General features: G+C 60.6%; 22 protein-coding genes. 20 read left to right on the forward strand and 2 right to left on the reverse strand.

What is annotated here, in order from left to right; genetic code table 11:
• The 16 genes from PG899_RS07470 (at position 1) to PG899_RS07545 (ending at position 12,583) form a co-directional block, all read left to right on the forward strand.
• On the forward strand, positions 1-738 hold the full coding sequence (locus PG899_RS07470; RefSeq protein ID WP_024943899.1) for a flagellar motor protein: 738 nt from the start codon (positions 1-3) through the stop codon (positions 736-738).
• Between the two features lie 2 nt (positions 739-740).
• On the forward strand, positions 741-1,667 hold the full coding sequence (locus PG899_RS07475) for an OmpA family protein (protein WP_077096031.1): 927 nt from the start codon (positions 741-743) through the stop codon (positions 1,665-1,667).
• A 4-nt stretch (positions 1,668-1,671) separates the two neighbouring features.
• Complete coding sequence (locus tag PG899_RS07480; protein ID WP_011705294.1) at positions 1,672-2,466, forward strand: ParA family protein; 795 nt, start codon at positions 1,672-1,674, stop codon at positions 2,464-2,466.
• Complete coding sequence (locus tag PG899_RS07485; protein ID WP_077096030.1) at positions 2,463-3,335, forward strand: chemotaxis protein CheW; 873 nt, start codon at positions 2,463-2,465, stop codon at positions 3,333-3,335. The genes PG899_RS07480 and PG899_RS07485 overlap by 4 nt, the downstream gene beginning before the upstream one ends.
• A 69-nt stretch (positions 3,336-3,404) precedes the next feature.
• Positions 3,405-3,893: a chemotaxis protein CheW gene (locus PG899_RS07490; protein WP_005298836.1), complete on the forward strand. Its 489-nt coding sequence runs from the start codon at positions 3,405-3,407 to the stop codon at positions 3,891-3,893.
• A gap of 18 nt (positions 3,894-3,911) precedes the next feature.
• Positions 3,912-4,298, forward strand: a complete 387-nt coding sequence (locus PG899_RS07495; protein WP_011705296.1) for a DUF2802 domain-containing protein — start codon at positions 3,912-3,914, stop codon at positions 4,296-4,298.
• 154 nt (positions 4,299-4,452) lie between these two features.
• Positions 4,453-5,088, forward strand: a complete 636-nt coding sequence (gene ccmA, locus PG899_RS07500; RefSeq protein WP_077096029.1) for a cytochrome c biogenesis heme-transporting ATPase CcmA — start codon at positions 4,453-4,455, stop codon at positions 5,086-5,088.
• A gap of 5 nt (positions 5,089-5,093) precedes the next feature.
• A complete protein-coding gene (gene ccmB, locus PG899_RS07505) occupies positions 5,094-5,762 on the forward strand; it encodes a heme exporter protein CcmB (protein ID WP_011705298.1) in 669 nt (222 codons plus the stop codon).
• A gap of 163 nt (positions 5,763-5,925) precedes the next feature.
• Positions 5,926-6,666 (forward strand): heme ABC transporter permease, encoded by a 741-nt coding sequence (locus PG899_RS07510; RefSeq protein WP_011705299.1) that lies wholly within the window; start codon positions 5,926-5,928, stop codon positions 6,664-6,666.
• A 2-nt stretch (positions 6,667-6,668) separates the two neighbouring features.
• Positions 6,669-6,875 carry a heme exporter protein CcmD gene (gene ccmD / locus PG899_RS07515; RefSeq protein WP_011705300.1) on the forward strand — a complete coding sequence of 69 codons (207 nt, stop codon included), beginning with the start codon at positions 6,669-6,671 and terminating at the stop codon, positions 6,873-6,875.
• Positions 6,872-7,363, forward strand: a complete 492-nt coding sequence (ccmE, locus tag PG899_RS07520; RefSeq protein WP_011705301.1) for a cytochrome c maturation protein CcmE — start codon at positions 6,872-6,874, stop codon at positions 7,361-7,363. The genes ccmD and ccmE overlap by 4 nt, the downstream gene beginning before the upstream one ends.
• A gap of 82 nt (positions 7,364-7,445) precedes the next feature.
• Positions 7,446-9,401: a heme lyase CcmF/NrfE family subunit gene (locus tag PG899_RS07525; RefSeq protein ID WP_011705302.1), complete on the forward strand. Its 1,956-nt coding sequence runs from the start codon at positions 7,446-7,448 to the stop codon at positions 9,399-9,401.
• The gene (locus tag PG899_RS07530) at positions 9,398-9,928 is read left to right on the forward strand and encodes a DsbE family thiol:disulfide interchange protein (protein ID WP_005298853.1); all 531 of its coding nucleotides are present in this window, start codon (positions 9,398-9,400) and stop codon (positions 9,926-9,928) included. The genes PG899_RS07525 and PG899_RS07530 overlap by 4 nt, the downstream gene beginning before the upstream one ends.
• A gap of 11 nt (positions 9,929-9,939) precedes the next feature.
• The gene (locus PG899_RS07535; protein ID WP_011705303.1) at positions 9,940-10,419 is read left to right on the forward strand and encodes a cytochrome c-type biogenesis protein; all 480 of its coding nucleotides are present in this window, start codon (positions 9,940-9,942) and stop codon (positions 10,417-10,419) included.
• Positions 10,416-11,690, forward strand: coding sequence for a c-type cytochrome biogenesis protein CcmI (ccmI, locus tag PG899_RS07540; RefSeq protein ID WP_077096027.1), 1,275 nt, complete (start codon positions 10,416-10,418; stop codon positions 11,688-11,690). Before PG899_RS07535 ends, ccmI begins: the two co-directional genes overlap by 4 nt.
• Positions 11,691-11,770: 80 nt before the next feature.
• Positions 11,771-12,583, forward strand: a complete 813-nt coding sequence (locus PG899_RS07545) for an MlaA family lipoprotein (RefSeq protein WP_016350065.1) — start codon at positions 11,771-11,773, stop codon at positions 12,581-12,583.
• Positions 12,584-12,709: 126 nt separating this feature from the next.
• Here the strand turns inward: PG899_RS07545 and sodB are convergent, their stop codons facing one another.
• The gene (gene sodB / locus PG899_RS07550) at positions 12,710-13,291 is read right to left on the reverse strand and encodes a superoxide dismutase [Fe] (RefSeq protein WP_016350066.1); all 582 of its coding nucleotides are present in this window, start codon (positions 13,289-13,291) and stop codon (positions 12,710-12,712) included.
• Positions 13,292-13,577: 286 nt separating this feature from the next.
• Between sodB and PG899_RS07555 the strand changes: the two genes are divergently transcribed.
• The gene (locus tag PG899_RS07555; protein ID WP_010673955.1) at positions 13,578-13,922 is read left to right on the forward strand and encodes a Grx4 family monothiol glutaredoxin; all 345 of its coding nucleotides are present in this window, start codon (positions 13,578-13,580) and stop codon (positions 13,920-13,922) included.
• A gap of 77 nt (positions 13,923-13,999) precedes the next feature.
• Here the strand turns inward: PG899_RS07555 and PG899_RS07560 are convergent, their stop codons facing one another.
• A complete protein-coding gene (locus tag PG899_RS07560; protein ID WP_024943892.1) occupies positions 14,000-15,211 on the reverse strand; it encodes an RsmB/NOP family class I SAM-dependent RNA methyltransferase in 1,212 nt (403 codons plus the stop codon).
• A gap of 209 nt (positions 15,212-15,420) precedes the next feature.
• Here PG899_RS07560 and PG899_RS07565 point away from each other — a divergent pair, with 209 nt between their 5' ends.
• The 3 genes from PG899_RS07565 (at position 15,421) to pdxH (ending at position 18,581) form a co-directional block, all read left to right on the forward strand.
• Positions 15,421-17,439 (forward strand): reprolysin-like metallopeptidase, encoded by a 2,019-nt coding sequence (locus tag PG899_RS07565; protein WP_179101390.1) that lies wholly within the window; start codon positions 15,421-15,423, stop codon positions 17,437-17,439.
• A complete protein-coding gene (locus tag PG899_RS07570; protein ID WP_077096023.1) occupies positions 17,436-17,759 on the forward strand; it encodes a hypothetical protein in 324 nt (107 codons plus the stop codon). The genes PG899_RS07565 and PG899_RS07570 overlap by 4 nt, the downstream gene beginning before the upstream one ends.
• A 183-nt stretch (positions 17,760-17,942) precedes the next feature.
• Positions 17,943-18,581 (forward strand): pyridoxamine 5'-phosphate oxidase, encoded by a 639-nt coding sequence (pdxH, locus tag PG899_RS07575; protein WP_077096022.1) that lies wholly within the window; start codon positions 17,943-17,945, stop codon positions 18,579-18,581.
• The last annotated feature ends 20 nt before the right edge of the window (positions 18,582-18,601 follow it).

Below are 18,601 nucleotides of genomic sequence, written 5' to 3' on the forward strand. Positions count from 1 at the left end.
ATGGGCATGTTTGGCCTGATCCTGGCACTGGGAGCCATCGCCATTGCCCAGTTATGGCATGGCGGCAACCTGCTCACCCTGCTTGACGGGCCTGCCTTCGTCATCGTTGTAGGAGGAACCTGGGGGGCTGTCATTTTGCAGACGCCACGCAAGTTTCTACTGGAAGCGATAAGACAGACCCGTTGGATGCTGTTACCTCCCGCCTGGGATCTGGTCGCACAAGCTGAACGACTGCAAGCCTGGGCCGTGTTTGCACGTCAGCAAGGGCTGCTGGCGCTGGAGAACCAGGCTGATCAGGAGAGCGACGAATTTACCCGGCAGGGGCTCACCATGATAGTGGACGGGGTGTCGATAGATGATATTCGCATGTTGCTGGAAGCGGATATCGACATCGAGCAGGAGCGAAACGAACACTCCGCCAGAGTCTTTGAAGCCATGGGAGGCTATAGTCCGACCATAGGTATCATTGGCGCAGTGATTGGACTTATCCAGGCCATGTTTCATCTGGAAGAACCCGCCTCGCTGGGTGCTGGTATCGCCGTTGCGTTTGTCGCCACTATTTACGGGGTTGGCTTTGCCAACCTGCTATACCTGCCGATTGCCAACCGGTTGCGGGCTTTTCACTATCATTACGCCCTGTTTCAGGAGATGACGCTGGAAGGCTTGATGGCAATCGCCCACGGCGAAAATGGTCCTCAGGTTGAACGGCGGTTGAAGGCTTATCTGAAGGGAGAATAGCCATGCGCAAGCGCTACCGTTTGCATCTGCAAGGCCGGGAACATCTCGACCGCTGGCTGGTTTCCTACGCCGATTATATGACGCTGATCTTCGCCCTGTTCGTGGTGCTCTATTCGGTGGCGCTGGTCAACAAGGACAAGTATCGCGCGGTCATCGATGGTATGACCCAGGCATTCAACGTCATGCAGCCACGCAGCGACGGTTTGCTGGAAGGGCAGGGAAAGTCGTTGTTGAACAACGAGGTGTCTGCCGCCTCCTCGGTTCTGGAGAGCGCCACAGCCCGCTCACCCTCTTTGGCTCCCATCTCAGGTGTTCCCATCGCGCAAGATGGTATGACTCTTGCAAAGATCGATACGCAATTGCAGGAGAGCATGGGTTCTCTGGTCGATGCCGGGGTAGTCAAGTTGACGCTCAATGACAACTGGTTGACGGTCGAGTTGAGCTCAGGTCTGTTGTTCGGCAGTGGCAGCGCCTTCATGAGTACCAATGCCGATCCCGTGCTAAATACTCTTTCAAGTATTCTGAAGCAGGTCGATAACTATGTAAGAGTGCGCGGTTATACCGATAACCAGCAGATAAATAATGAAATTTTTCGTTCTAACTGGACGTTGTCTGCGGCAAGGGCGGAAGCCGTACTCACCGCACTCATCGCCAAAGGGATAGCGCCGCAGCGGTTGGCCTATGAAGCTTACGGGGAGTTTTCTCCCTTCACGGACAACAGTACCGAGCAGGGGCGTTTACAGAATCGCAAGGTGGTGGTCGCTATTTCCAAGTTTGCCTGGGTGCCACCCGTACCGGTATCAACTCCCTCGGTGCAGCCTGTAACGGAGACACCAGTGCCGGCAGTGCAACAGGCGGTTGAGGCAGGAGAGGTCAAGGTGATCACGCTGCCAGGTGGTGGCATACGCATAACAACGAGGCAGGATTGATACAGTGATTGTTTGGACGGTTGCCAACCAAAAGGGTGGGGTCGGTAAAACCACCACAGTGGTCTCGCTGGCCGGTATTCTGGCCCAGCGCGGTCAGCGGGTGCTGTTGATTGACACCGACCCTCATGCCTCCCTGACCTCTTATCTCGATTTTGATTCCGACCGGCTGGATGGCACTCTTTATGAGCTGTTTCAGGCGGTCAAACCAACGGCAGAACTCGTCAATAAACTGACGCTGCGCACCAAGTTTGACAACATTCATCTGCTGCCCGCATCAATCACCCTGGCGACCCTGGATCGGGTGATGGGCAATCGGGAAGGGATGGGGCTGGTGCTCAAGCGAGCACTGCTGCGTATTCAGGATCAGTACGATTATGTGTTGATCGACTGCCCGCCTGTCTTGGGGGTCATGATGGTCAATGCGCTGGCGGCGTGTGACCGGATCCTGGTGCCGGTGCAGACCGAGTTTCTGGCGCTTAAAGGGCTGGAGCGGATGATGAAGACGTTTGAAATCATGCAGCGCTCCAAACGGGAGAAGTTCCGTTATACCGTCATTCCCACCATGTTTGACAAGCGAACCCGTGCCTCATTGATGACACTGCAGTCCATCAAGGAGCAGCACGGCAATGCGGTATGGAATGCCGTCATACCCATAGATACCAAATTCCGGGATGCCAGTTTGCTTCACATTCCCCCCTCCATCTATTCGCCGAGCAGCCGTGGCACCTATGCCTATGAGACCCTGCTCAACTATCTTGATGCGCAAGAGCGTCAGCGTGCTCATGAGGTGACATCATGAGAGATACCACCCAAGTTCGGGCCATGGATGATTACTTCCACTCCCTGTTGCTGGATGATGCGCTGTTGCTGGATTCGTCCGACGAGCCTGACTCTGCCCCCGTCATCCAGTTGCAGCGTCAGCCCCAGCCGGTTGCCGATAAGGTGGCGCAACCCTATCTGGAAGCGGATCAACGGCTGGAGCAGTTGAGTGAATTGCTGGCTCAGGTCGGTCAGGTGCAGTTTGAAATCGACGCGCTGAGCCATGAAGAGGTCGTCAGCGAGCCGCTCCAGATTGAGGCAGAAGATGCCCTGCTGCCCGTCGAGCCAGTCTGGCCCGAAGTGATGCCCGAGCCTGTAGCTGCGGATCCTGCCACGCTGGTGGTGACGGAGACCGATGTTGCGCTGGCGCCACAGGAGGAGGTTGCACCCTCCACCTGGGAGAATATCGATACCGGCAAGGAGTTTCAGGCGCTGTTCTTTGAGGTCGCCGGTGTCACCTTTGCGGTGCCGTTGACCGAGCTTGGCGGCATTCATCAACTGGGAGAAGTGAACACCCTGTTTGGTCAGCCAGGCTGGTACAAGGGGATCATGACTTCCCGCGAACAGAAGATGAACGTGGTGGACACGGCGCAGTGGGTCATGCCCGGCCAGCATCTGGAAGTGCCTGATTACAAGTATTTGATCATGCTGGGTGAATCTCCTTGGGGACTTGCCTGCCATCATCTGAAGGGAACGGAGTTATTGCATCGTGACCAGGTCAAATGGCGCCATCAGGAGGGCAAACGCCCCTGGCTGGCGGGCATGGTCAAGGAGAAGATGTGTGCCCTGCTGCATGTGAAGGAATTGCTCCTGTTGCTGGAGCGCGGGGTCAACATAGAAGGTCGCTGATAACTTCTGCACTCGGGCTGTTTTATTGCTAGTTTTACCAGTAGACGTTTTCATAAAAGGAATAAAAACATGACAGAAAAGCGCAATATTGCACAGAATCTGGCTGAAGATGAAGTGCTGCAATGGGTCACCTTCCAGCTGGAAAATGAAACCTACGGCATCAACGTGATGCAGGTGCAGGAGGTGCTGCGCTACACCGAGATCGCCCCTGTGCCCGGTGCACCCGAGTATGTACTGGGCATCATCAACCTGCGCGGCAACGTGGTGACCGTAATCGATACCCGTTCCCGTTTCGGCCTGCCCTCCGGCGATGTGAGTGAGAACTCGCGTATCGTCATCATCGAGGCGGAGAAGCAGGTGATCGGCATCATGGTCGACAGCGTGGCCGAGGTGGTTTATCTGCGCTCCTCCGAGATCGACGCGGCCCCGGCGGTGGGTACCGAAGAGAGTGCCAAGTTCATTCAGGGTGTCAGCAACCGCGATGGTCAACTGTTGATCCTGGTCGATCTGAACAAGCTGCTCTCCGATGAAGAGTGGGAAGATATCGGTTCCCTCTGATAGGAAGATAATGTGTTGATGATTGAAATTGCCGCCTTGGGGTTGTCCTTGCTGGCGTTGGTGCTGGCCCTGTATGGGGTAATTGGCAGCCGACGTGGCCAGCGAGAGTCCGAGGCCAGGGTGGAGACGCTGCAAGGGCAGCTCGAGAGCCTGCGCAAGCAGATGATGGAGCTGCATACCGGGGCCATCGGCATGGGCCAGCGTCTGCAGTCCGTCGAAGGGGCCATGCAGCAGATCAACGATCGCCAGCAGGAGCTGACCCTGCAGGATCCGGAACGTCGCCTGTACAGCCGCGCCGCCAAGATGGTGGAACTCGGTGCCGACCTCGATGAGGTCATGAATGAATGTGAATTGCCTAAGGCCGAGGCTGAATTGTTGATTTCATTGCGAAAAGGCCGCTCATGAATGTTCGGGAAGGCATCCGCCTTCCTGATTTTCCTCCCCTCTCTTCAAGGCGGGATCTCCCCCACAAATCCTGCTGATAATTGGCATCTTTGAAAAGACGCTTCCCGATACTGTGTTAATATGCAGGCCGCTTCTTTTCACTGATTACATCCTCATGCTGCTTCAAATTCACAATCTGAGCTGCGTGCGTGAAGATCGCACTCTGTTTGAACATCTCTCCTTTGCGGTGGCTCCCGGTGATCTGGTGCAAATTGAAGGCCCCAACGGGGTAGGGAAGACCAGCCTGCTGCGCTTGCTGACCGGCTTGTCTCAACCCTTTGCCGGTGAAGTGTGCTGGAATGGTGAAAATATCCGCAGTTGCCGCGATGAATATCACGCCAATCTGCTCTATCTCGGTCACCAGCCTGGCGTCAAGGCTGCCCTGACACCGCTCGAAAACCTCGCCTTTTACCAGAAACTGCACCATGCGGCCGATACCAGCGTGGATCTGTGGCGGGTACTGGCCCAGGTCGGTCTGGCCGGGTTTGAAGAAAACCCCACCGGTCAGCTCTCCGCCGGCCAGCAGCGCCGTGTCGCGTTGGCTCGCCTGTGGCTCAGTGACAAGCCGGCGCTCTGGATCCTGGATGAGCCGTTCACCGCCATCGACAAGCAGGGGGTGAAGGTGCTGGAGCGGCTGTTCCTGACCCACGCCGAACGAGGGGGCATGGTGATCCTCACCACCCATCAGGACATGACCCTGATGCAGGGACGGTTGAAGACCCTCTCTCTCACGCCCTTGCTGCAGGAGTAGTTCTGATGTTGCGCGCCGTAATGCACCTGATCCACCGCGAGTTGTTGATGGCCCTGCGCCAGCGCTCCGACATCCTCAACCCGCTCTGGTTTTTCCTCATCGTCATCACCCTGTTTCCGTTAGGGATCGGCCCTGAGCCCAAGCTGCTGGCCCGCATTGCTCCCGGTATCATCTGGGTGGCCGCCCTGCTGGCGGCCATGCTGTCGCTGGAGCGGCTGTTTCGCGACGACTTCGGCGACGGTGCGCTGGAGCAGATGATGCTGATGCCCCATCCGCTGGGCTTGCTGGCGCTGGCCAAAGTGATCGCTCACTGGTTGCTGACCGGCCTGCCACTGCTGCTCATCTCCCCGCTGCTCGCCATTTTGCTGTCGCTGGACATGAACACCTATCTGGCGGTGGTCGCCACCCTGGCGCTGGGGACACCCGTGCTGAGCCTGCTCGGGGCGGTCGGCGTCGCCCTGACGGTCGGCTTGCGCAAGGGGGGGGTACTGCTCAGCCTGCTGATCCTGCCGCTCTATATTCCGGTACTGATTTTTGCCACCTCTGCCATCGATGCAGCGGGGATGGGGCTGCCCTATTCGGGGCAGCTGGCGATTCTGGGGGCCATGCTGGCCGGTGCGTTGACCCTGACCCCGCTGGCGGTCTCGGCGGCGCTGCGAGTCAGCGTGAATTGACGAAAGCGTCTGAAAAAGTGGCCATGGAAGGGCCGTTATAAAAAATATAATTGAGATAGATCAAGAGGATGGCTGCTTATTGCTTTCGGGGGATGTGATGTTTTCCGGCAGTGGGTATGGTAGGCCTCGCCACGATATTAATAACAGAAAGGTTTTGTGAGCTATGTGGAAATGGTTGCACCCTTACGCTAAACCCGAGCGCGCGTACCAGCTGGCAGGGACCCTGCTGCCCTGGTTTGCCGTGACAAGCCTGCTGGCATTCATCATCGGCACCCTCTGGGGGCTGGCCTTTGCACCTGCGGATTATCAGCAGGGCGACTCCTTCCGGATCATCTACATCCATGTTCCGGCCGCGATCCTCTCCATGGGGGCCTACTCCACCATGGCGGTAGCCGCCTTCATCGGTCTGGTGTGGCAGTTGCGGATGGCGGACATGACGGTGGCCGCGGTCGCGCCGGTCGGCGCCGTGTTCACCTTCATCGCACTGTTTACCGGCGCCGCCTGGGGCAAACCCATGTGGGGCACCTGGTGGGTGTGGGATGCGCGACTCACCTCCGAGCTGATCCTGCTGTTCCTCTACCTCGGCGTCATCGCCCTCTACAACGCCTTCAGCGACAAGGTGCTGGCCGGTCGCGCTGCTGGCATCCTGGCGCTGGTGGGGGTGATCAACCTGCCGATCATCCACTACTCGGTGGAGTGGTGGAACACCCTGCACCAGGGCGCCAGCATCACCAAGTTTGACAAGCCCTCCATCTCCCCCGAGATGCTGTGGCCGCTGCTCATCATGATCCTGGCCTTTGCCGCCTTCCTCGGGGCCCTCTCCCTGATGCGTTTTCGAAACGAGCTCTTGATGCGGGAGTGGCACCGCCCCTGGGTCAAAGAGATAGCCGAGCAGGAGAAGTAAGCATGCACTTTGCCTCATTCAGTGACTTTCTGGCGATGGGCGGTTACGCCTTCTACGTCTGGCTCTCTTTCGGTCTGACCCTGCTCTGCCTGGTCGGCATCGTCATTTCCACCCGTATGAAAACCCGTGCCCTGCTCGGTGAACTGCGCAACAAGCAGGCGCGCGAGGCCCGCCGCAAGGCGGCCCAGCAGATGGAGAACACCCTATGAACCCGAGACGCAAGAAACGCCTCACCATCATCCTGGCGATCAGTGCCGGGCTTGCCGCGGTGATCGGCCTGGTGCTCTATGCCCTCAGCCAGAACATTGATCTCTTCTATACCCCGAGCGAGCTGGTGGAGGGCAAGGGCCCGGACAAGATCAAGCCGGAAGAGGGACAGCGCCTGCGCATCGGCGGTCTGGTGGTCCCGGGTTCGGTACAGCGGGATCCCCAGAGCCTCAAGGTGGCCTTCAAGCTGGTGGACAACGGCGGGCATCTGGTGACCGTCGAGTTTGACGGTATCCTGCCGGATCTGTTCCGCGAAGGGCAGGGCATCGTCGCCCAGGGTACCCTCAAGGATGCCACCACGGTCGCCGCCTTCGAGGTGCTGGCCAAGCACGATGAGAACTACATGCCGCCAGAAGTGGCCGATGCCACCAACGGCATGCACTTCAAGCCGGAATATACCGAGGCGCAGCTGAAGGGGAGCAAGCAATGATCCCGGCAGCATTCGCACCGTTTTCACCTTTTCAAGCCGGTTTACAGGTTCGTGCTGCGGCTCATTTGAAAGGAGTTCAGCCATGATCCCTGAATTGGGACAGTTTTCACTGATCCTGGCCTTCGCCACCGCCCTGCTGCTAGGCAGCTATCCGCTGCTCGGGGCCAAATGGGGGCGCCTTGGCATGATGTCGGCGGCCCGTCCGCTGGCCTATGCCCAGTTCCTGCTGCTGTTGCTGTCGTTCCTGTGCCTGACCTGGGCCTTTATCGACAACGATTTTACCGTGCAGTACGTGGCCACCAACTCTAACAGCCTGCTGCCGCTGGCCTATCGCATCTCCGCGGTGTGGGGCGCCCACGAGGGTTCCCTGCTGCTGTGGGTGCTGACCCTGGGGGGCTGGACTGCGGCCGTCGCCATGTTCAGCCGTCGCCTGCCGCTCGACGCGGTGGCGCGGGTGCTCGGCGTACTCGGCCTCATCTCGGTCGGTTTTACCGCCTTCGTGCTGTTTACCTCCGACCCCTTCATCCGCACCTTGCCCTACTTTCCGGTGGATGGGCGCGACCTCAACCCGCTGTTGCAGGACCCGGGTCTCATCTTCCACCCGCCGATGCTCTACATGGGCTATGTGGGCTTCTCGGTGGCCTTTGCCTTCGCCATCGCGTCCTTGATGACTGGCCGGCTCGATGCCACCTGGGCGCGCTGGTCGCGTCCCTGGACCATGGCGGCCTGGGTCTTCCTCACCCTGGGTATCGTGCTGGGCTCCTGGTGGGCCTATTACGAGCTCGGCTGGGGCGGCTGGTGGTTCTGGGATCCGGTAGAAAACGCCTCCTTCATGCCCTGGCTGGCGGGTACCGCCCTGCTGCACTCGCTGGCGGTGAGTGAAAAACGCGCCACCTTCAAGGCCTGGACCGTGCTGCTGGCGCTCTCCGCCTTCTCTCTGAGCCTGCTGGGTACCTTCCTGGTGCGCTCCGGCGTGCTGGTGTCGGTGCATGCGTTTGCCTCCGACCCGACCCGCGGCCTGTTCATTCTGGGCTTCCTGTTGGCGGTAATCGGTTCATCCTTGCTGCTGTTTGCCTTCAAGGGCTCCCAGGTGAGAAGCCACGGCAAGCACGAGTTGTGGAGCCGCGAGACCCTGCTGCTGTGCAACAACATCATGCTGGTGGCGGGTCTGCTGACCGTGCTGCTTGGCACCCTGCTGCCGCTGGTACACAAGGAGCTGGGGCTGGGTAGCATCTCCATCGGTACTCCCTTCTTCAACCACATCTACAGCTGGCTGATCATTCCGTTCGCCCTGTTGCTGGGGGTCGGTCCGCTGTTTCGCTGGCGTCGCCAGGAGCTGGGCGAGCTCAAGGGCAAGGTGGTGCTGGCGCTGGTATTGAGCCTGGCAGCCGCCATTTTGCTGCCGCTGCTGCTGGCCGAGGAGTTCAAGCCCTGGGCTGCGCTCGGTATCGGGCTTGGTGCCTGGATCATAGTGACCAGCGTGCAGGAGACCTGGGTGCGTGCCACCCACAAGCACAGCTTCGCCGTCGGCGTGCGCCGGCTTGGCAACAGCCACTGGGCGATGATCCTGGGTCACGTGGGCCTTGCGGTGAGTATCATCGGCATCGCCTGTACCCAGAACTACAGCATCGAGAAGGATCTGCGGATGCAGGCCGGCGATCGGGTCCAGTTTGCCGACTACGAGTTTGTCTTCACCGGTATCAAGGAGAAGAACGGCCCCAACTACGACGGCTTCAAGGGCGTGCTGGAAGTGCACAAGGACGGCAAGCAGGTCGCCCTGCTCAAGCCGGAGAAACGCATGTACAAGGTGACCCGGATGCCGATGACCGAGGCGGCCATCGATGCCGGCTTCACCCGGGATCTCTACGCGGCGCTCGGCGAGCAGCTCGACAGCGGCGCCTGGGCGGTGCGGATCTACTACAAACCCTTCGTGCGCTGGATCTGGTTCGGCGGCGTCTTCATGGCCATCGGCGGCGTGCTGGCGATGCTGGACAAGCGCTACCGTTTCGGTCGTCGTGACGAGGAGGCCAAGGCATGAGCAAGAAGACCTGGTTGTTTCTGATCCCCTTCATCGTGTTTTTGCTGGGGGCCGTGTTTCTGTTCAAGGGGCTCTACTCCGATCCCACCAAGCTCGAGTCCGTGATGGTGGGCAAGGAAGTGCCCGTGTTCACCCTGCAGGACATCTACGACCTCAATAAGCAGCATGACAGGAGCATCCTCAAGGGGCGCCCCATGCTGCTCAACGTCTGGGCCACCTGGTGCCCGACCTGCTATGGGGAGCACACCTACCTCAAGCAGCTGGCGGGGCAGGGGATCTACATCGTCGGCATGAACTACAAGGATGAGCGGGCCAAGGCCATCAACTGGCTGGCGGAGCTCGGCAATCCCTACCAGATCAATCTTTATGATCCCGACGGCATGTTGGGGCTGGATCTGGGGGTCTACGGCGCGCCGGAGACCTTCTTCATCGACAGTCAGGGCATCATTCGCTATCGCCACGTGGGGGACGTCAACCCCGAGGTGTGGGCCAGCACCCTCAAACCCATCTATGACGCCATGAAGTGAGGGAGAGCCTGATGAGAATGTTTATTGCGTCCCTGCTGCTGCTGGCAGGACTGGGCGGGGCGGGCCAGGCGCTGGCCGCCATCGATGTCTACACCTTCGACAGCGACGCCCAGGAGCAGACCTTTCGCGAGCTGACCAAGGAGCTGCGCTGTCCCAAGTGCCAGAACCAGGATATCGCCGACTCCAACGCGGGCCTGGCCAAGGACTTGCGGGACAAGACCTACCAGATGGTGCGCGAGGGCAAGGACAAGCAGGAAGTGGTGGATTACATGGTCGCCCGCTACGGCAACTTCATCCTGTACAACCCGCCGCTGATGGCGTCGACCCTGATCCTCTGGCTCGGGCCCCTGCTGGTGATCGTCATCGGTGTCGTCATGGTGGTGGTGCGCAGTCGCCGTCGTCCCGCGGCTGCCACGCCGGCGGATAGCGCCCTGAGCGCGGAGGAGCAGCGTCGTCTGGCTGCCCTGCTCAAAGAGGAAGAGAAACAATGACCGCATTTTGGATAGTGATCGCGGCCCTGCTGGTGCTGGTGAGTCTGGCACTGGTGCTGCCGTTGTGGCGGGGTGAGGGCAAGCAGAGCATCAGCCGCTCGGCCCTCAACAAACAGCTCTATCGCCAGCGTCTGCTGGAGATCGGGGAAGAGCGCGAGCAAGGGGTGCTGGCGGAAGAACAGGACTCCCTGATCGAGCTGCAACGCAGCCTGCTGGACGACATCCCCGACGTGGAGCAGACCGCCCGCGGCGGCAAGAGCATGATCTGGATCCCGGGTGTGCTGGTGCTGCTGGTGGTGAGCCTGGGGCTCTACTACAAGCTCGGCTCCTGGCAGGAGGTCAGCCGCTGGCAAGATGCCAACAGCCGGCTCGGTGAGCTCAGCAACCGCATCCTGGTGGAGCGCAATGCCGAGGTGACCGAGCAGGATCTGCTGGACTTCACTCTGGCCCTGCGTACCCGCCTGAAGGACGAGCCGAACGATTATCGCGGCTGGCTGCTGCTGGGTCGGCTGTCACTGGATGGCAATGATCCCGAGATGGCCCGCGAGGCGCTGGAGCGGGCCTACGGACTGGCCCCGCAGAAGGCGATGGTGGCGGTGCCCTACGCCCAGGCGCTGATGATGACAGGGGATGACGCGCAGGCCGATCAGCTGCTGCGGGTGGCCATTGCCCAGGATCCGGCCAATATCGAGGCGCGCTCCGTCTACGCCTTCATGGCGCTGCAAAAAGAGGACTTCAAGACCGCTCTGCAACGCTGGCGCGAGATGCTGCCGCTGATGGAGAAGGGCTCGACCCGTTACACCATGGTGGAGCGCTCCATCGACTATGCCGAGCAGCAGTTGAAGAAGCGCGGCATGGCCAGTGCGGCCGTGCCGGCTGAGGCGAGCGGGCAGAACGCGGCCTCTGACCAGGTGCTGGAGGTGAAGGCTGGCGAGTTCCCGCTCAAGGTGACGCTGGCCGATGGCATTGCACTGCCGGAAGATGCCCATCTGTTCGTGTTTGCGGTGATCCCCAACGGACCGCCCATGCCCATCGCGGTCAAGCGTATCCCGGGGCCGCACTTCCCGCTGACCCTGTCGCTGGGTGACGGTGACGCCATGATGGAAGGCAACAAGCTGGCTGCCTACCCCGAGCTGCAGTTCAAGGCGCGCCTCTCCCGTGGCGGCAACGTCATGAACAAGGAAGGGGCGTTTGAAGGCGTCTCCGTTCCGGTTGCTACCGGTTCGATTCCTTCAGCGCCGATTGACATCCGCATCGATCACGCCCTCTAATACGCCTTTGGCCCGGCCCCTCGATGGGGCCGGGCTGCCTATAATTCAGATTAATCACAATAAAAAGCTAGGACTTCCATATGTATGTGCGTGTAGGGGCATTGATGGTGGCCTTGTTGCTGGGCGGCTGTGCTGGCGGCCCGCCCAAGCAGGGGCCCGAGAGCCTTGACCTCAAGGAGACGCCGAGCCGGCCCGGTGCGACCAGCACGGCCAGCGATGGTCGTGACCCGTTCCAGGGCGCCAACCGGGCCATGTGGGCCGTCAACTACGATGTGCTGGAGCCCTATGTGGCCCGTCCAGTGGTGCATGGCTACGCCCGCTATATCCCGCAGGGAATGAAGGACGGCATCGAAAACCTGGTGGAAAACTTCAACGAGCCGAGCAGCATGGTCAACCATCTCATCACCGGCGATTTGAAGGGGGCGGGCACCAACCTGGGTCGCTTCACCCTCAACACCACAGTGGGTCTGCTGGGTATCTTCGATGTGGCCAAGCATGCCGGTCTGGCGCGCAACAAGCTGGAGCTCAATACCGTGCTGGGCCGCGCCGATATCGGCGATGGCGCCTACCTGATGGTGCCGGTCTACGGCCCGACCACCACCCGCAAGCTGGTGGGGGATACTGTGGATACCTTGTATTTCCCTTATGCCTTGCTGACTTTCCCGTTGAAGGTGGTGCACTGGGCGCTGGATGGTCTGGGTACCCGTTCCAAGCTGATCGATCAGGAGCGGATCATCGACAACGCGCTCGATCCTTACGCCCTGACCAAGGACTTCTATCTGCAGTACAACCAGAACAAGGTGACCGGTCGTCAGACCGAGCTCAAGCAAGAGCAGCAGGAGAAGCAAGACGACAGCAATCTGGACGACTATCTGGATGAAATCGACCAGTGATGCCAGCGTATCCGGCTCGAGTAACGTAACAAAGGCGCCTGCGGGCGCCTTTTTCGTCTCTGCTGTTGCACAGGCATAAAAAAAACGCCCCGCAAGAGCGGGGCGTTTTGGCAAGAACGGGGGCTATCAGGCCAGGTTCTTGGCCACGAATTCCCAGTTGACCAGGGTCCAGAAGGTTTCCATGTACTTCGGACGCAGGTTGCGGAAATCGATGTAGTAGGCGTGTTCCCACAGGTCGACGGTCAGCAGCGGAGTGGTACCGGCTTCGGTCAGCGGGCAACCGGCGTTGGAGGTGTTGACGATGGCCAGGGAGCCGTCAGCCTTTTTCACCAGCCAAGTCCAGCTGGAACCGAAGTTGCCGATGGCAGACTTGGTGAACGCATCCTTGAACTCGGCGAAGGAGCCGAAGGCCTTGGTGATGGCATCTGCCAGGGCGCCAGTGGGCTCGCCACCGCCGTTCGGGGAGAGGCAGTGCCAGTAGAAGGTGTGGTTCCAGATCTGGGCGGCGTTGTTGAAGATGCCGCCAGTGGAGGTCTTGATGATCTCTTCCAGAGACTTGCCTTCAAACTCGGTACCCGGCACCAGGTTGTTCAGGTTGACCACATAGGTGTTGTGGTGCTTGCCGTGGTGGTATTCCAGAGTTTCCTGGGAGATGTGCGGTTCCAGAGCATTGATTGCATAGGGCAGAGCGGGAAGTTCGAATGCCATTTTCTACTCTCCATTGGCTGGCCGTGCGAAGGCGACGGTTGCAAGACATTGCGTACTCTTTTCTATCTTGAAAAGAATTGTTCTTGAAATAAGGGGGCCAGATGGCCCAAAGCCCATCGATTGTACCAGCATCAAAGATGGGCTAACAACTCTTGATTCTCGCCATGATCCGGATCAAGCTGCGACGTATTGATTCATCACTTCTTGCATCCGAGGTGGTTTGCCAGTTTGTGGTCTGTCCGGATTGCAGTAGAATGGCCGCCGAAATCGCTCTAGTGAGGCACCTATGGAAACTATTGAAAAGATTAAACAGCAGCTGGCTGAAAACCCCATCATCCTGTACATGAAGGGCTCCCCCAAGCTACCCAGCTGCGGTTTCTCTGCCCAGGCCTCCCAGGCCCTGATGTCCTGTGGCGAGCCGTTTGCTTACGTCGACATCCTGCAAAACCCGGATATCCGCGCCGAATTGCCGAAGTTTGCCAACTGGCCGACCTTCCCCCAGCTGTGGGTGGAAGGTGAGCTGGTCGGTGGCTGCGACATCATGATCGAGATGTTCCAGGCCGGCGAGCTGCAGACCCTAATCAAGGAAACTGCCGCCAAACACAAGCAGGATGACGCCGCCGCCGAATAAGGCAGCATCCGCATCATGCAAAAAGGGGAGCCGCTGGCTCCCCTTTTTTATTTCACAACTTTATTTCACGACAGGCATCAGGCAATGCGTTCGATGCGTGCCATGTAGAAGCCATCGAAGCCGGTGGCGGCCGGGCTGACGGTGTGGTCATCGCGCAGGCGGTAGTTTTCATTGGCGGCGAGGAACTTGTCCACTTGCTGACGGTTCTCTTCCGGCAGGATGGAGCAGGTTGCATAGACCAGCAGACCACCCACCTTCACCATCTGGCTGTAGCGCTGCAGGATCTCCGCCTGCAGGGCAACCAGCACCGGCAGCCGCTCGGCGGTGTCGCGCCACTTGGCATCCGGATTGCGCTTGAGCACGCCGAGGCCGGAGCAGGGCACGTCCAGCAGCACGCGATCCGCACTCTCTTTGAGGCGCTTGACGGTCTTGCTGCTGGTGATCACCCGGGTTTCCACGTTGTGGGCCCCGGCGCGGCGGGCGCGCTGCTTGAGGTTTTCGAGCTTCCACTCTTCCACATCCATCGCCAGCAGGCGGCCCTTGCCCTCCATCATGGCGGCCAGATGCAGGGTCTTGCCACCGGCACCGGCGCAGGCATCGATGACGCGCATGCCGGGGCTCACTTCCAGCGCGGCTGCAACCTGCTGGGAGCCGGCATCCTGCTGCTCGAACCAGCCGTCGGCAAAGGCCTTGGTACGAAACAGGGCGGCATCCGAGGTCACTTGCAGGGCCGAATCGACCCCTTCCACTGGAATGGTGGTGACCTGTTCTTTGGCCAGTGCGGCCTGCAGCTCTTCACGGGTGCACTTGAGGCTGTTGACCCGCAGGTAACGCTTGGGCATCCAGGCCAGCGCGGCACGCTCGGCAGGCCAGGCGTCGCCCAGTTGCTCGCTGCCGAGTTTTTCCAGCCAGGTCGGGCAGCCATCCATCAGCACCGGGTTCTTCTTGGCTTCGGTCAGACGGCGACGAAACGCCTCTTCATTGAAGCGATCCAGCGTCGGATGGTTGGGTTGGGCTATCTTGTGAAAAGCGTGCCAGCTGTGCAGCAGCGGCCAGACGTTCTTCTCGGCCTGACGGACCTGGATGCCGGTCAGTGCGCAATAGAGGCTGAGGCGACGCAGCAGATCGCCGGTGACCAGGGCAATCCTTGCCTGTTCTTGCGGTTTGAGTTCGATGCCGGAGAAGTGACGGGCATAGGCGCGGTCCAGGGTGAGACCCTGGCCCAGCACATCGTCAACAATGGCAACGACCAGGTCCCCGAAACGGGGCAACAGTGGGGATTTGAGCATGAGATTAACCTTGGTCAGATAAAGACGAACCGTCGTCATGGTGACGCGGCTCAAAAACTGATAAATCCGCGCAATGATAGGGGCTAGACAGGGTTGGTGCAACACTCCCCATTCGGGGAATATCCGCCAGGTGGTGCTGTACTAAGCAGGGCGGCAGGCGAATGATGCCAGTTGCAGTTTGGGTGAGTGCATTTAAAAGGACTAAAAAGATGCAGTTGATGAAATTTTCTCCCTTGGCGCTGGTGGTAGCCAGCCTGATGAGCTCGGGTGGCCTCGCGGCCAAGGAGTGGGACACGGTGGTGGCGCGCGCCAGCGCCGCCGACGGCTATGAAGTGCGGGCCAACCAGTTTCGGGTCGCCAAGGTGCCCATCGATTATTTTGCCGGCCTGCAGGCCGGGGCCCGTTCGCTGACCCTGCCGTTGCCCGATGGGGGAGAGGTGACCTTCACCCTGCAGGCCTATGATCTGCTGCCGGCCGATCAGGCGGCCAAATTCCCCGAGATCCTGACCTTCAAGGGCCATAACCCGGCGGCACCGGTAGAGACGGGACGTTTTGATCTGGGGCCGCTGGGCTTTCATGCCATGTTCACCCATCAGGGCAAGACGGTGTTCGTCGACCCGCTGCGCAATGCTGACGGTTATGCCGTCTATTACCAGCAGGATGCCTACAGCCGGCTGGAGGAGGAAGCGGACAAGGTTATCGGCAGCGAGGCCAGCAGGGCGCTGGCGCACAAGGTGCAGGTGGATGGCAACGTGCGCAAGCGTTACGCCATCGCCATCTCGGCGGCGGGGGAGTACACCCAGTTTTACGGCGGATCCAAGGCGCTGGCCACCGCGGCCATCGCCACCCTGCTCGGCCGGGTCAACGAGGTGTACCAGCGCGATGTGGGGGCCGAGTTTCAGCTGGCCAGCGGCAACGACTCCGTTATTTTCATCGATCCGGCAACGGACCCTTTCTACAATGGCGATAACCCCGACTATGTGAGCGGAGTTAGCAGCATCTATGAGAGAAACGATACCAGCAAGAACGTCCAGGTGCAGGGCGACGCCTTCGCCAATGGTGATCTGGGGGCATTCGATATCGGTCATGTGCTCAATACTGGGGGCGGTGGCCTGGCCGGCCTCGGCGTGCTGTGCACCACTGACAAGTCGGCTGGTATGACCGGCTCGGCCACGCCGGTTGGGGATGCCTTCTTTATCGACTACGTGGCCCACGAGATCGGTCACCAGTTCGGCGCCGACCATACCTTCAACGGCACCACCAACAGCTGTGGCAGCGGCAATCGGGAGGCGACCCAAGCCTGGGAGCCGGGCAGCGGCACCTCCATCATGGCCTATGCCGGGATCTGCGGGGACGAGAACATCCAGCCCCACAGCGACCCCTATTTCCACAGCAAGTCCATCGAGCAGATGCGAGCGCACATGGCGACCGTGCCGGCCTGCGGCACTACCCTCAACCTCGTCAACAATGCGCCCCAGGCGGCGGCCGGGGCCAGCCGCATCATTCCGGCCAACACGCCGTTCGTGCTCAAGGGGGCCGGCGCCGATCTGGACGGGGATCCCCTGACCTACACCTGGGAGCAGATTGATTTGGGCACGGAGTCGAGCAGCCCGGCCACCATGGTGGACGATGGCAGCCGGCCGCTGTTCCGTTTCGTGTCCCCCACCAGCTCGCCGGAGCGGATCCTGCCGAGCCTGCCCTCTCTGCTCTCGGGCACGCTCGCCAAGGGCGAGGCCTGGCCCACCACCAACCGGGATCTCAACTTCCGGTTGACGGTGCGTGATGGCAAGGGCGGTGTCGCCAGCGACGACATGAAGGTTCAGGTGGTCAACACCGGCAGCGCCTTCCGGCTGACCGCCCCGCTTGGGGTGGCGTTGACGCCGGGGGCCAGCCAGGTGGTCGGCTGGGATGTGGCCGGCACCACGCTGGCGCCGATCAGCTGCAGCAAGGTGGATCTGTTCATCACCCAGAACGAGGGGACCAGCTGGAGCAATCTGGCGGTCAGTCAGCCCAACAGCGGCGCAGCCACCGTCACCCTGCCGGCGGATCTGGCCAGCGCCGCCCGCCTGAAAGTGGCTTGCAGCGACAACATCTTCTTCGCCATCAGTCCGGCCAAGCTGCCGGTCGCCCAAAGCGGCGGCAGTTCGGGCGGTGGCGGCGGTGGTGGCGCCCTCGGTCTCTGGACTCTGGCGCTGGCCCTGCTGGGTTGGCAACGGAGGCGCGGATGAGGGCTGGCTGGCTGGTGCTGGTGGCCTTGCTTGGCGGCTGTCAGGCCGACGCCGATACCCTGGAGCAGGCGGTCAGCGCCAGTCTGGCCAAGCAGGATTACCGGCTGATCGTGCGGGCCGGGCGCGGCGAGGTGGCGCCCGGCATCGCACCGGAGCAGCAGGCCTCGGCCAAGGCGCGCTGCGGCGTGCGCTACCTCGATGGTCTGGGGGATGTCATCAAGCCCGGGCAGGAAGAGGCCCAGGCCAAGCTGGCGGCCTACGCGGCTGATTACAACCGGCGCATGCTGGCGCATTGTCCCGCTACCTCTGGCAAGCAATAAGCCTGCCGGTGGGCATTACGTACCAAGAGCGTGCGAAGGTTATACCAAGGGAGGGAGGCGTGAGCCCCCCTCTTTTTTTGCAGCCGCCATTTGCCGGTCACAAGGCTTGTACCCATGGCGTGCTCGTCGCACAATGCCAGCACGCATGGCCGCATGGGCGGCAAAGAGAGAAGGAAAATCAAGATGATGGATGTAGCCGATCTGCGCCGCGAATACACCCGGGGTGGATTGCACCGGGCCGATCTGCCAGCCGAGCCCCTCGCCCTGTTCGAGAAGTGGCTGGCCCAGGCGTGCGAGGCCAAGCTGACCGATCCCACCGCCATGGTGGTGGGCACCGTCGATGCCGACGGCCAGCCCTGGCAGCGTACCGTGCTGCTCAAGCACTACGATGCCGAGGGCATGGTGTTCTACACCAACATGGGCAGCCGCAAGGCGCATCAGCTGGAGGGCAACCCCCGCATCAGCCTGCTGTTTCCCTGGCACACGCTGGATAGACAAGTGCATGTGACCGGCCGGGTGGAGAAGATGAGCACCTTCGAGGTGATGAAGTACTTCCACAGCCGCCCCAAGGACAGCCAGATCGCCGCCTGGGTTTCCCAGCAGTCGACCCGCATCTCGGCGCGCGGCGTGCTGGAGGCCAAATTCCTCGAGTTCAAGCAGAAGTTTGCCAATGGCGAAGTGCCGCTGCCGAGCTTCTGGGGCGGTTTTCGGGTGCGGATCGACACGGTCGAATTCTGGCAGGGGGGTGAGCATCGCCTGCACGATCGTTTCTACTACACCCGCGAGGGGGAAGGCTGGCACATCGAGCGGCTGGCGCCCTGAGTGCCCGCTGCCGCTGACAA

The sequence above is a fragment of the Aeromonas sp. QDB39 genome (assembly GCF_027707585.1).
GTDB classification, from domain to species: Bacteria; Pseudomonadota; Gammaproteobacteria; order Enterobacterales; family Aeromonadaceae; genus Aeromonas; species Aeromonas hydrophila.

What these genes read in the sequence shown, in the direction of transcription:
- PG899_RS07570 (WP_077096023.1), top strand. Translation starts at nt 17,436, where the DNA reads ATGAGGGCTGGCTGGCTGGTGCTGGTGGCCTTGCTTGGCGGCTGTCAG.
- PG899_RS07535 (WP_011705303.1), top strand. Translation starts at nt 9,940, where the DNA reads ATGAGAATGTTTATTGCGTCCCTGCTGCTGCTGGCAGGACTGGGCGGG.
- ccmI (WP_077096027.1), top strand. Translation starts at nt 10,416, where the DNA reads ATGACCGCATTTTGGATAGTGATCGCGGCCCTGCTGGTGCTGGTGAGT.
- PG899_RS07560 (WP_024943892.1), bottom strand. Translation starts at nt 15,211, where the DNA reads ATGCTCAAATCCCCACTGTTGCCCCGTTTCGGGGACCTGGTCGTTGCC.
- PG899_RS07530 (WP_005298853.1), top strand. Translation starts at nt 9,398, where the DNA reads ATGAGCAAGAAGACCTGGTTGTTTCTGATCCCCTTCATCGTGTTTTTG.
- pdxH (WP_077096022.1), top strand. Translation starts at nt 17,943, where the DNA reads ATGATGGATGTAGCCGATCTGCGCCGCGAATACACCCGGGGTGGATTG.
- PG899_RS07475 (WP_077096031.1), top strand. Translation starts at nt 741, where the DNA reads ATGCGCAAGCGCTACCGTTTGCATCTGCAAGGCCGGGAACATCTCGAC.
- PG899_RS07490 (WP_005298836.1), top strand. Translation starts at nt 3,405, where the DNA reads ATGACAGAAAAGCGCAATATTGCACAGAATCTGGCTGAAGATGAAGTG.
- sodB (WP_016350066.1), bottom strand. Translation starts at nt 13,291, where the DNA reads ATGGCATTCGAACTTCCCGCTCTGCCCTATGCAATCAATGCTCTGGAA.
- PG899_RS07495 (WP_011705296.1), top strand. Translation starts at nt 3,912, where the DNA reads ATGATTGAAATTGCCGCCTTGGGGTTGTCCTTGCTGGCGTTGGTGCTG.
- PG899_RS07510 (WP_011705299.1), top strand. Translation starts at nt 5,926, where the DNA reads ATGTGGAAATGGTTGCACCCTTACGCTAAACCCGAGCGCGCGTACCAG.
- PG899_RS07485 (WP_077096030.1), top strand. Translation starts at nt 2,463, where the DNA reads ATGAGAGATACCACCCAAGTTCGGGCCATGGATGATTACTTCCACTCC.
- PG899_RS07555 (WP_010673955.1), top strand. Translation starts at nt 13,578, where the DNA reads ATGGAAACTATTGAAAAGATTAAACAGCAGCTGGCTGAAAACCCCATC.
- ccmE (WP_011705301.1), top strand. Translation starts at nt 6,872, where the DNA reads ATGAACCCGAGACGCAAGAAACGCCTCACCATCATCCTGGCGATCAGT.
- PG899_RS07525 (WP_011705302.1), top strand. Translation starts at nt 7,446, where the DNA reads ATGATCCCTGAATTGGGACAGTTTTCACTGATCCTGGCCTTCGCCACC.
- ccmB (WP_011705298.1), top strand. Translation starts at nt 5,094, where the DNA reads ATGTTGCGCGCCGTAATGCACCTGATCCACCGCGAGTTGTTGATGGCC.
- ccmA (WP_077096029.1), top strand. Translation starts at nt 4,453, where the DNA reads ATGCTGCTTCAAATTCACAATCTGAGCTGCGTGCGTGAAGATCGCACT.
- PG899_RS07545 (WP_016350065.1), top strand. Translation starts at nt 11,771, where the DNA reads ATGTATGTGCGTGTAGGGGCATTGATGGTGGCCTTGTTGCTGGGCGGC.
- PG899_RS07565 (WP_179101390.1), top strand. Translation starts at nt 15,421, where the DNA reads ATGCAGTTGATGAAATTTTCTCCCTTGGCGCTGGTGGTAGCCAGCCTG.
- PG899_RS07470 (WP_024943899.1), top strand. Translation starts at nt 1, where the DNA reads ATGGGCATGTTTGGCCTGATCCTGGCACTGGGAGCCATCGCCATTGCC.
- ccmD (WP_011705300.1), top strand. Translation starts at nt 6,669, where the DNA reads ATGCACTTTGCCTCATTCAGTGACTTTCTGGCGATGGGCGGTTACGCC.